The organism is Blattabacterium cuenoti (assembly GCF_014251655.1).
GTDB lineage: Bacteria > Bacteroidota > Bacteroidia > Flavobacteriales > Blattabacteriaceae > Blattabacterium > Blattabacterium cuenoti_I.
The window spans coordinates 523166-535288 of the sequence record NZ_CP059225.1; the positions used below are offsets into that span (position 1 = coordinate 523166).

Annotated in this window: 11 protein-coding genes and 1 tRNA gene; 5 read left to right on the plus strand and 7 right to left on the minus strand. The window is 25.8% G+C overall.

The features are described from left to right. Nucleotide 1 precedes the first annotated feature (1 nt). The 5 genes from H0H63_RS02550 to H0H63_RS02570 all read right to left on the minus strand — a co-directional run bounded on the left by H0H63_RS02550 (nt 2) and on the right by H0H63_RS02570 (nt 5441). Nucleotides 2–463, minus strand: coding sequence for a SufE family protein (locus tag H0H63_RS02550; RefSeq protein ID WP_185858811.1), 462 nt, complete (start codon nt 461–463; stop codon nt 2–4). A 65-nt stretch (nt 464–528) separates the two neighbouring features. Further along, nucleotides 529–2826, minus strand: a complete 2298-nt coding sequence (gene metE, locus H0H63_RS02555) for a 5-methyltetrahydropteroyltriglutamate--homocysteine S-methyltransferase (RefSeq protein ID WP_185858447.1) — start codon at nt 2824–2826, stop codon at nt 529–531. Between the two features lie 21 nt (nt 2827–2847). Continuing rightward, nucleotides 2848–4053, minus strand: a complete 1206-nt coding sequence (locus H0H63_RS02560; RefSeq protein WP_185858448.1) for a putative sugar nucleotidyl transferase — start codon at nt 4051–4053, stop codon at nt 2848–2850. Between the two features lie 15 nt (nt 4054–4068). Then, nucleotides 4069–4323: a type B 50S ribosomal protein L31 gene (locus H0H63_RS02565; RefSeq protein ID WP_185858449.1), complete on the minus strand. Its 255-nt coding sequence runs from the start codon at nt 4321–4323 to the stop codon at nt 4069–4071. A gap of 11 nt (nt 4324–4334) precedes the next feature. Further along, nucleotides 4335–5441, minus strand: coding sequence for a 3-oxoacyl-ACP synthase III family protein (locus H0H63_RS02570; protein WP_185858450.1), 1107 nt, complete (start codon nt 5439–5441; stop codon nt 4335–4337). 110 nt (nt 5442–5551) lie between these two features. Here H0H63_RS02570 and ubiE point away from each other — a divergent pair, with 110 nt between their 5' ends. From ubiE to H0H63_RS02595, 5 genes are read left to right on the plus strand one after another with little or no spacing between them, the layout of a single operon-like run. Next, nucleotides 5552–6286, plus strand: a complete 735-nt coding sequence (gene ubiE, locus H0H63_RS02575; RefSeq protein WP_185858451.1) for a bifunctional demethylmenaquinone methyltransferase/2-methoxy-6-polyprenyl-1,4-benzoquinol methylase UbiE — start codon at nt 5552–5554, stop codon at nt 6284–6286. 35 nt (nt 6287–6321) lie between these two features. After that, the gene (locus H0H63_RS02580; protein WP_185858452.1) at nt 6322–7836 is read left to right on the plus strand and encodes a GH3 auxin-responsive promoter family protein; all 1515 of its coding nucleotides are present in this window, start codon (nt 6322–6324) and stop codon (nt 7834–7836) included. 33 nt (nt 7837–7869) lie between these two features. Next, a complete protein-coding gene (gene rpsO / locus H0H63_RS02585; protein WP_185858453.1) occupies nt 7870–8136 on the plus strand; it encodes a 30S ribosomal protein S15 in 267 nt (88 codons plus the stop codon). A gap of 32 nt (nt 8137–8168) precedes the next feature. After that, nucleotides 8169–10352: a polyribonucleotide nucleotidyltransferase gene (locus H0H63_RS02590; RefSeq protein ID WP_185858454.1), complete on the plus strand. Its 2184-nt coding sequence runs from the start codon at nt 8169–8171 to the stop codon at nt 10350–10352. Nucleotides 10353–10362: 10 nt separating this feature from the next. Further along, nucleotides 10363–11226 carry a sigma-70 family RNA polymerase sigma factor gene (locus H0H63_RS02595; RefSeq protein WP_185858455.1) on the plus strand — a complete coding sequence of 288 codons (864 nt, stop codon included), beginning with the start codon at nt 10363–10365 and terminating at the stop codon, nt 11224–11226. A 15-nt stretch (nt 11227–11241) separates the two neighbouring features. Here H0H63_RS02595 and H0H63_RS02600 read toward each other — a convergent pair. Continuing rightward, nucleotides 11242–11315 (minus strand) — tRNA-Arg (locus H0H63_RS02600). A 37-nt stretch (nt 11316–11352) separates the two neighbouring features. After that, nucleotides 11353–12111, minus strand: a complete 759-nt coding sequence (gene tpiA, locus H0H63_RS02605) for a triose-phosphate isomerase (RefSeq protein WP_185858456.1) — start codon at nt 12109–12111, stop codon at nt 11353–11355. Nucleotides 12112–12123 lie beyond the last annotated feature (12 nt).

Below are 12123 nucleotides of genomic sequence, written 5' to 3' on the forward strand. Positions count from 1 at the left end.
TTCATTTTTTATTTAAAATTCTGTCATTTACATTCGATCCAAAAGAAATTTGAGCATTAAAAGCTATGGCATAAAATTTGATTTTTTTTAGAAATAAAAATATTCCATTAGCTCTAATAGGAGATAAAAATGTTTGAAATCCTATTTCATAAATGAAATTAGCATTTGATGAAATAATTTCAAATGGAAAAAGTCCTGAATAAACACGAATCATAAGGGCGGCTATTCCTCTAGGTAGGATAGCTTCACTATCTGCATCAAAAAAAATACGACGATTTTCCAATCTAGCATCTAGCCATACTTTAGACTGACACCCATTAATTAACTTATCCTCAGATCTAAATATATCTGATTTTTTTGGTAAATTTTTTCCTATTTCAATAAGATACTCATATTTTTCTTCCCAATTTTTTAATATATAAAATTCTTTTTTTATTATTTCTTCTTTTTTATGTAAAGTCATTTCTAAATTTTTAGACAAATATAGAAATATACTTTCTATGTATTTTAAGTTGTAAATAACTAGATTTACTTAGTAATAAGTTTTACTCTTGCTTTTTTAGCAGCTTCTGTCATATTTTTAAGAGATTCTAATACTTCTTTCCATTTTCTAGTTTTTAATCCACAATCTGGATTAATCCAAATATTTCTAATCGGCAATATTTTTGAAGCTTTTTTTATTAAATCAAAAATTTCTTCTTTAGTAATAATTCTTGGAGAATGAATATCATAGACGCCTGGTCCTATTTCATTAGGATAAGAAAATTTAGAAAAGGCTTTTAATAGCTCCATCTTAGATCTAGAAGTTTCCATAGTAATAACATCGGCATCCATATCGGCAATATATTCTAATATATTATTAAATTCACTGTAACACATATGTGTATGTATTTGAGTATCATCTTTTACTCCACTCGAAGAAAGACGAAAAGCCTTAATAGACCAATCAAAATAAGATTTCCAATTTTTTTTCTTCAAAGGTAATCCTTCTCTAAGAGCAGGTTCGTCTATTTGTATAATTTTAATTCCAGATTTTTCTAAGGATAACACTTCTTCTCTCATAGACCAAGCTATTTGATAAGCAGTATGAAAAATAGGTTGATCATCCCTAACAAAAGACCATTGTAAAATAGTAACAGGTCCCGTTAACATCCCTTTCATTAATTTTTTAGTTTTAGATTGAGCAAAACAAATCCAATCAACAGTCATATCTCCATTTCTACTAATATCTCCATAAATGATAGGAGGTTTAACACATCGACTTCCATAACTTTGAACCCATCCGTTTTCAGTAGAAAGTATTCCTTTTAATTTATCTGAAAAATATTCTACCATATCAGTTCTCTCAAATTCTCCATGAACAAGAACATCTAAATTCAAAAATTCTTGTTTTTTAATAACATCTACAATAAAACATTTAATTTTTTGATGATATTCTTTTTTACTTAATTCTTTTTTTCTATATTTATTTCGTAAACTACGTATTTCTTTTGTTTGTGGAAAAGATCCTATCGTAGTAGTTGGAAATAGAGGAAGACGAAATTTTTCTTGTTGTTTCTTTTGTCTAATATAAAAAGGATTTTCTCTTTTTATATCATTTTCTGAAATTTTCATAGTTCTTTCTTTCACTTTTTTATCATGAATAATAGAAGAACCTTTGTTTTTTTCCATTAAATGAGAATTTTCAAATAGAAGATCCCTATTCCCTTCAATAATCTTTTCTAAGTCATTTAACTCATAAATTTTTTGTTTAGCAAAAGACATTTTATTTTTTACATCTTTATGAATAAAATTTTCATATTCTACATCTATTGGTACATGCAATAGTGAACAATTTGGAGCAATCATGACACGATTTTCTCCTATGTATTTTATTGTTTTTTCTATTTTTTTTATAGAACTATTATAGTTATTTTTCCATATATTTCTTCCATTAATAATTCCTAATGATAAAAACATTTCAGATTCTTTAACAAAAGAAAGAATTTTTTCTAATTGATTTGAATCTTCCACTAAATCTATATGTAAGGCCTTTACGAAAAAATCTGAAAGAAGAGAAATATTTTCTGAAATTCCATCAAAATAAGAAGTTAGCAAAATATTCATTTCTGAACACAATATAGATATTTCTTTATAAGCATATCGAAAAACTTCTTTTTCTTTTTCGGACATATCTAAAACTAGAATAGGTTCATCTAGTTGAATCCAGTTAACTCCTTGATTTTTTAATTTATGAATAATTTCTATATAAACAGGAACAATATTTTCAATTAAATCCATTTTTTGAAAATATGGATCCTTTTCTTTTCCTAAAAAAAGATAGGATACAGGTCCAATTAGTACAGGTTTTATTTTTCTTACTGATTTTAATAATTTTTGGGATTCTTTTAATTCATCAAAAATTTTATTTGAAAAAATAGAAAATTTTTGATTTTTATTAAATTCAGGAACTATATAATGATAATTAGTATTAAACCATTTAGTCATTTCCATCGCTTTTATATCCCATTTATTTTTTTGAAAACCTCTAGCCATAGAAAAATATAAGTCAATATGATCCTTAATAATTGGTATATCTAGATAAGATTCCGGAATTACTCCTAATAATAAAGACATATCTAGAACATGATCATAAAAACTAAAATCATTGCATGGAATTAAATCTAAACCTGACCTTTCTTGCTCTTTCCAATTATCTTCTCTTATTTTATTTCCTATTTCAAACAAATTATTTGAATCAATTTTGTTTGACCAATAATCCTCACAAGCTTTTTTTAATTCTCTTCGTATTCCTATTCGAGGATAACCTAAATTATGTTTCAGCATATAAAAATTTTTTCTTTTTTTTTAAATATCTAATGAATTATACAAATATTCTAAAATGTTCCTGTCTAAAATAGAAAAATTTACATTCCTACGATCCATTGCAATTTCAGCAGTTTTACAAATATGATCAAAAGGTATTTTTTCACGATTCTGTATTCCTCCTAAAGAAAATGAAGGAATAAATCTAGGTGGAAATCCAAATCCAAAAATACTAGAATTTACCCCTATCATCGTTGCTGTATTAAATTGAGTATTTATTGCGGATTTAGAATGGTCTCCCATAATTATTCCAAAAAATAGTATATCAACAGGAAAAAAATCTTTTTTTTCATAATTCCAAACTGTAACCTTACGATAATCATTTCTTAAATTAGAGATATTAGTTCCAGCTCCTAAATTACACCATTCCCCTAAAATAGCATTTCCTAAAAATCCATCATGAACTTTATTAGAATAAGAAAAAATAACAGAATTTATAATTTCTCCTCCTATCTTACAAAAGGGACCAATAGATGTTCCTCCGTATATTTTTGATCCTATATTTAATGTCACATTTTTTCCAATAGAAACAGGTCCTATAATCACAGATCCTTCTCTAATGGTTACTTTTTTATCAATATAAATTGGTCCAAATTGAGCATTAAGAACAATATTATTAGTTTTTATATCTTCCTCCAAAAAAATTTTTTCTTTGCAAATAACATAGTTTTTACCCAATAAAGAAAAAGATTTTTTTCCTTTTGTTAAAAGCATAAAGTCCTTTTTTAATACATATTCATTATTAATAAATATATCCCATGGATATTGGATATGAACAATTTTTTTTATATTATATATTTTACTATAATCATTTTTATTTCCAAGTTTCAAATGAATTTTTTTTTCATATTCTTCATAAGAAAAAAAATCTTTTCTGATAACTATAATTTTTTGATTAAAAAAAACGACCTCGTTTTCTTTTAAAGAAAAAATTATTTGAATTAATTCTTCATTCGGAATAAACGAAGAGTTAATCAATAAAATATTTTTATAATATTTTTTAGTTTTTTTTGAATATTTCTTAGAAAGAAATGGCTGTGTAATAATGTCTACCGATTTTTCTCCCATCAATTTTTCCCATCTTTCTTTTATAGTAAATAAACCCAATCTAATTTCAGATACAGGTCTAGTTAACGTTAGAGGAAACAAATTTTTCCATTCTATTCCATCGTATAATATGAAATCCATATTTAATTAATTACATTAAAATTTTTTGTATTTCTCATACTTTTTCTTGAATTTTTCCGCTGGACCTGTTTTTACCAAATATTTTTTCTCTCCAGTAAAAAACGGATGAGAATAACTAGATATTTCCATTTTATATAACGGATAATTATCTCCATCTATTTGTATAAAATCTTTCGTATTTACAGTAGATCTACAAATAATAATTTTATCATTATTAATATCTTTGAAAACAACAAGTCTATAATTTTCCGGATGTATTTTTTTTCTCATATTTATTAAACTTATTTTTTTTCTTTTGGAAAACGGTAAATCATTCCATTGATATTCATTCCAGCTCCTAAAGAAGTCATTAATATAGTATCTCCAGGTTTTATTTCATGAGGAGGCATTTTACCCTGTAAAATTAAATCTAACAAAGTAGGAATAGTGGCTACAGAAGAATTTCCAAATTTTTGTATACTCATTGGCATAATTTTCGTATAAAAATCCATGTTTAAAGATGTACAATTATACAATTTCAATAATCTTTTTAAAATAGCATAATCCATTTTTGCATTAGCTTGATGAATAAGAATTTTCTTAATATCTTTTAGATGTAAATTAACGTGGTCCAATATATTTTTCAACATGTTTGGAACTTCCGTTAATGCATATTCATATATTCTTCTTCCATTCATTTTAATATTAACTAAAGATTTTTTATAATTAGGATTTAAAGAAGGACCATTAGTCAAATAATATAATTCTTTATTATTGTTACATTGACTATCATAATGTATAATCCCATCTCCTTCATATTCTATATCTACTTCTATTCCTGATAAAACGGCCGCTCCTGCCCCATCTGAAAAAATCATGGAATTTTTATCATGAGGATCAATCACTTTTGATAAAGTTTCAGAACTTGTAATTAATATATTTTTAGCATATTTAGATCTCAATAGTTGATCAGCTAGAATCATCCCTTCTATCCAACCAGGGCACCCAAAAATCATATCATATGGTCTACATTTTTTATTTTTTATTTGAAGTTTATTTTTTACTCTAGCTGCTATAGAAGGCATTAAATCCGATTGAAAAGAAATGGGATGAATATCTCCATAATTGTGAGCGGATATGATATAATCTATTTTTTCTTTATAAATCTTAGAATTTTTTATAGCTCGTTTTGCTGCAATTGTAGCAATATCAGAGTTCAATAAATTTTTTTTTAGATATCTCCTTTCTTCTATTTCCGTTATATGTTGAAATTTTTTAATAATTTCTTCATTGGATTTTTCGATTATTACTCCTTTTTTATCATAAAACTTATGTTTAAAAAAATGATTATTTTTTATAATTCCTTTTGGCAAATAATGCCCAGTTCCTGTAATGATTGATCGAATCATTTTTTTAATAATAGAATAAAAATTTAAAAAAAATTAATGACAAAGTAAAAAAAATAAAATTATTTAACAAAGAATTAAATCCCATTTTTTATTCATAATTTTATAATCTTATGAAAAAATATTCTCTTTCTTCTAAATCTAAAGAAGTACAAAAAATGTTTAATCATATTTCTAGTAGGTATGATTTAATTAATCATATATTATCTTTTGGTATAGATTTTTTATGGAGAAAAAAAGTCATTCATCTATTGAATGTATTTAAGAAAGAAAAAATTTCTAATATACTAGACTTAGCTACCGGAACTGGAGATTTAGCCATATTATTAGCAACTAAATTTAATAATGCTAATGTGATAGGTTTAGATCCGTCCAAAAATATGTTAAAAATAGCTGAAAATAAAATAAAAAATCATGATTTAGAAAAAAGAATAAAAGTAATTCAAGGATTTTCTCAAAAAATGCCATTTGAAAATAATATTTTTGATATAGTAACTATTTCTTTCGGATTAAGAAATTTTCAATATATTCATTTATCTATGAGAGAAATATATAGAATTTTAAAACCTTTAGGAATATTAGGAATATTAGAATTTTCTAATCCTTCCAACTATTGGATAAAAAAAATATATAATTTCTATTCTCATTTCATAATGAGAAAAATAGGAGGGTTGTTATCTAACAATTATAACGCTTATAATTATTTAAAAGAATCTATTCAATCCTTTTCCTATTTTTGTGAAAAAAAAATGAATAAACTTTTAAAATATCATCAATTTGATACAATATACATACAAAAATATACTTTTGGAATTGTGACTATTTATTTTTATTTGAAAAAAACTTAAAAGATAATTTTTCATCTACTTTAAACTTTATTCCGATGATCAAATATTTATGTGGATATTTTACATCTTCTTTTCTTAAAAAAAGAATAAAAAATATAGAATCTTTTATGCGTTATCCTATAGAAATTCAGAATCAATTAATTCATCAATTAATTTTTTACGCTAGAGATACTGAATTTGGAAAAAAATATGGATTCCGTGATATAAAAAAATATCAACAATTTGATGAAAGAATTCCCCTATGTAAATATTCGGATTTAAAATCTATCATTAAAAGAATCCGAAAAGGGGAAAAAAATATCCTTTGGCCAGGATCCGTTAAATGGTTCGCTAAATCTTCTGGAACTACAAATGCAAGAAGTAAATATATTCCTGTTACTTCATTTTCTATGAACGAATGTCATTATAAAGCGGGAAAAGATCTATTATCTATTTATATACATAATCATCCAAAAACAAAAATATTTTTTGGAAAAGCAGTTCGTTTAGGAGGAAGCCATAAATTGTATAAAAATTATAATACGTTTTATGGAGACTTGTCTTCTATTCTAATTAAGAATATGCCTTTTTGGGCCGATTATATTTGTATTCCTGGTAAGGAAATAGCTTTAATGAGCGAATGGGAAAAAAAATTAGAAAATATTATAATAAAAACCGTAAATAAAGACGTTCGTATTATGCTTGGGGTTTGTTCTTGGATATTGATCCTTTTAAATAAATTTTTGAAAAAATTTAATAAAAAAAAAATTAACGAAATATGGCCTAACATAGAAGTAATATTTCATGGAGGAGTAAGTTTAACTCCTTATATTCATCAGTATGAGAATTTGTTCGAAAAATCTATTAATTACTATAATGTATATAGTGCTTCAGAAGGTTTTTTTGCTGTTCAAGATAAGAAAAATGTAGAAGATCTTTTACTTTTATTAAATCATGGAATTTTTTATGAATTTATTTCTGTTAAAGATATAAATGAACCAAATCCTAAAATTTTATCCCTTGATAAGGTTGAATTGAATAAAAATTATGCACTTGTTATTTCTACCAATGCTGGATTATGGAGATATATAGTTGGAGATACTATTAGATTTACAAATTTATCTCCATATAGAATATCTATTTCAGGAAGAACTTCACATTATATTAATTCTTTTGGAGAAGAATTAATTATCGAAAATGCAGAAAAAGCTTTAAACGTCGCTTGTATAAAAACAGATTCTATTATTCATGAATATACAGCTGGACCTATTTATATAAATAAAAAAAATTCGGGAGCTCATGAATGGATTATAGAATTTAAAAAACATCCCAAAAATTTAGTCGATTTTAGAGATATTTTAGATAAAGAATTAAAATTTTTGAATTCAGATTATGATACTAAACGATATAAAGATATTGTTTTAGGTCCACCTATTATATATGTAGCTAGAAATGGTTTATTTTATGATTGGTTAAAAAAACATAAAAAACTTGGAGGACAAAACAAAATACCTCGTTTATCTAATGATAGAAAATATATCGATTCCATTTTAAAAATGGAAAGGATATGATTATTAAAAACATTTATTTATAACTTGATCATTATGACTATTATAGAGAAAAAAAAAGAAATATTCAAAACTTATGGAAAATCTATTCATGATACAGGATCTGTACAAGGACAAATTGCTTTATTTACTTATAGAATCAATCATTTAAGTAGACATCTAAAAAATAATAAAAAAGATTTTAATACGGAAAGAACTTTAGTAAAATTAGTGGGTAAAAGAAAAAAATTGTTAAAATATATAGAAAAACGTGATTTCAACAGTTATAAAAATATAATTAAACATTTAGGATTAAGAAAATAGCGTTTTACTACATTATTATTTAAAAAGAAAATATGCAACAAGATATAGTAAAGGAAACCGTTTCTATGAAAGATGGACGAACTATCGTTATAGAAACCGGTTTATTAGCTAAACAAGCTGATGGAGCGGCTATTGTACGAGTACAAGATACCATGTTATTATCTACTGTAGTGATTTCTAAAGAAATAAAAAATAAAACAAATTTTTTTCCCTTAATTGTGGATTATAGAGAAAAATATTCGGCTGGGGGAAAAATTCCTGGAGGTTTTATAAAAAGAGAAGGAAGACCTTCCGATGAAGAAATATTGACTATGAGATTGGTCGATCGTGTATTAAGACCTATGTTTCCAAAATATTTAAAAAAAGAAATACAAATTATGATTTCTTTACTATCATATGATCATACTGTTTTACCAGATGGATTAGCAGGATTAGCCGCATCAACAGCTTTATCTGTATCAGGGGTTCCTTTTTATGGACCAATATCAGAAATACGTATTATTCGAATTAAAGGAGAATTTTTTATTAACCCTAGTTTAGATCAATTAAAAGAAGCCGATTTAGATTTAATAGTAGGTGCGTCAAAAAATTCAATTATCATGATAGAAGGAGAAATGAAAGAAGTAAAAGAAGATGAATTTTTGAAAGCTATTATTATGGCTCATGAAGCTATAAAACCTCAAATAGAAGCTCAAATACGTTTATCTAATAAATTGATAAAAAATCGTTTTTATAGTGATGAAACGATGAAAAATACAGCTATAATAGAAACAGAATATGAATTTTTAGAAAAAAAACTTTTTACTTTTTCATATGAAAAAATAAATGAAGTTTATAGCAATTTTTTAGATAAAAAAAACAGATCTATTCAAGAAAAAATTATCTTAAACAATTTTAAGAAACAATTTTTAATAGAAGAAGAAATAGAAAAAAAAGAAATTTTCATTGATCAATCATATGAAGAAATCAGAAAAAAAATAATCAGAAATTTAATTTTAGAAAAAGGGATTCGACTGGATGGAAGATCTAATCGACAAATACGTTCTATTTATAGTATTGTTGATTATTTACCTGGAGTACATGGATCTGCTTTATTTTCAAGAGGAGAAACCCAATCTTTAACCACAGTGACATTAGGATCGTCTTTAGATGCTAATAGAATAGATAATGTAATCATGGAAAATCAAGAAAAATTCTATTTACATTATAATTTTCCTCCCTTTTCCACAGGAGAAATTCGTCCAATAAGAGGGATATCTAGACGTGAAATAGGTCATGGAAATTTAGCTCAACGTGCACTAAAAAATATGATTCCTAATAATCCATATACAATTCGTGTTGTATCAGATATTTTAGAATCTAATGGATCTTCTTCTATGGCTACAGTTTGTGCTGCTAGTTTAGCTTTAATGGATGCTGGAATTTCCATTAAAAATCCAGTATCAGGTATTTCTATGGGGTTATTCATGGAAAATGAAAAACAAGTTATTATATCCGATATACTAGGAGAAGAAGATCATTTTGGAGATTTAGATTTTAAAATAACAGGAACAAAAAATGGAATTACAGCTTGTCAAATGGATGTAAAAAAAATACAAGGACTCACATATAATCTTTTAAATGAAATTTTAATACAAGCTTTAGAAGGTCGTCTATTTATTTTAAAAAAGATGCAAGAAACTCTTCCTAGATATAGAAAAAAAATGAAAACCAATGCTCCAAAAATATATACTTTTACTATTCCTAAAGATTTTATAGGTTTAGTAATAGGACCTGGTGGAAAGGTAATTCAAGAAATACAATCCTGTACAAATACAAATATAATTATTGAAGAAAAAGGGAATGTTGGTTATATTGAAATTATTGGAAAAGATGATGAAAAAATAGAAAAAGCTATTAATAGGATCAAAAAAATAGCTTTTGTTCCTGAATTAGGAAAAATTTATAAGGCTAAAGTAAAATCTATAAAAGATTTTGGAGCATTCGTAGAGATAGCTAAAGGGGTAGAAGGGTTGTTACATATTTCAGAAATAAGATGGGAAAGACTAAATAATATAGAAGAAGAATTCCATATAGGGGACATTATCGATGTAAAATTTATGGGAATGGATGAAAAAAATAAAAAAATGAAACTTTCTAGAAAAAGACTATTTCCTCGTCCAGTAAAAAAAGAAAGTATATTATCCAAAAAACAAAGAAAAGAAAAAAAAAGATAAAAAAAGAAATATGAGACAACTTAAAATAACTAAACAAGTAACAAATCGTGAATCAGAATCCTTGGATAAATATCTTCATGAAATTGGAAAAATACCATTATTAACTCCAGAAGAAGAAGTGGAATATGCTCGTAAAGCAAGAAAAGGAGATCCTACCGCTATAACTAAATTGGTAAATGCAAACTTGCGATTTGTGGTTTCTGTAGCTAAACAGTATCAAAATCAAGGATTAAGTTTATGTGATTTAATTAATGAAGGAAATTTAGGACTAATAAAGGGAATTTTACGATTTGATGAAACTAGAGGATTCAAATGTATATCTTATGTGGTTTGGTGGATAAGACAAGCTATTTTACAAGCTATAGCTGAACAATCACGTTCTATCAGACAACCTACAAACAAACTAGCTTTATTAAACAAAATATTAAAAACTTTTGCTCAATTAGAACAAGAATTACAAAGAACCCCTTCTACAAGAGAAATTGCAGACCATTTAAACATGAATGAAAAAGATGTCGAAGAATCTATAAAAAATTCAGGAAGACATGTATCCATGGATGCCCCTTTAATAGAAGGAGAAGATTCTAATTTATATGATTTGGTTAGATCGGATGAATCTCCTCGTCCAGATGAACATTTAGAGAAAGAATCTCTACGAAAAGATATAAAAAGAATTTTAGAAACTTTGAGCGAAAGAGAACGTCGTGTTATTATTTTACATTTTGGGTTAAATGGGTCTCCTCCAATGACTTTAGAAGAAGTTGGACAATCATGTGATTTGACAAGAGAACGTGTTAGACAAATAGAAAGTATAGCGTTAAAAAGATTAAAACATTCTTCTAGAAGTAAAATTCTTAAACCTTATTTAGGATAAAAAGGATAAAAAAGGTGACCTCGAAGGGACTCGAACCCATAACCTTCTGATCCGTAATCAGATGCTCTATCCAATTAAGCTACGAGGCCTATATTCAATTTCACTTAAATATACATACTACTTCAATTATGATTGAACAATTTTTAAAAATTGTTCTAATTTTAGAGAAGAATTTCCTACAATCCCTCCATCTATATCTTTTTGTGAGAATAGGTTCTTTGCATTAATATCATTGATGCTTCCTCCATACAAAATAGATATAATTTTTGAAAAATTAACCCCATATTTATCGGAAAATAAAGAACGAATAAATTCATGCATTGTTTGAGCTTGTTCCAAGCTAGCAGTTTTTCCAGTTCCAATAGACCAAACTGGTTCATAAGCAATATGAAAAGATCTAACTTTATCTATAGAACATTGAAAAACAGTTTCTGATAATTGTTTTTTTACTACGTGAAATTGTTGATTATTATTTCTTTCAACATTCGTTTCTCCTACACAAAAAATAATATTTAAACCATATTTTAATGCAATTTTTATTTTCTTTAGTAAAAGATCATTTTTTTCAAAAAAAAATTCTCTCCGTTCACTATGTCCTAATATAACGTTTTTGATTCCTATAGATTTTAACATAGAAGCTGATACTTCTCCTGTATAAGCTCCTTTATCCATGTAATGAATATTTTGAGCCGAAATATCTAAAATAGTTCCTTGTAATATTTGATTTGAAATATGTAAAAAAGGAAAAGAAGGAGCAATAATAATTTTCTTACTATGATTTATTTTTTTTTCATAAATAATTTGTAATAAATTCCTAAGAAAAGAAGTTGTTTCATAAAAATCATGATTCATTTTCCAATTTGCAATAACAATTTTTTTTCTCATTTTTTTGTGTAC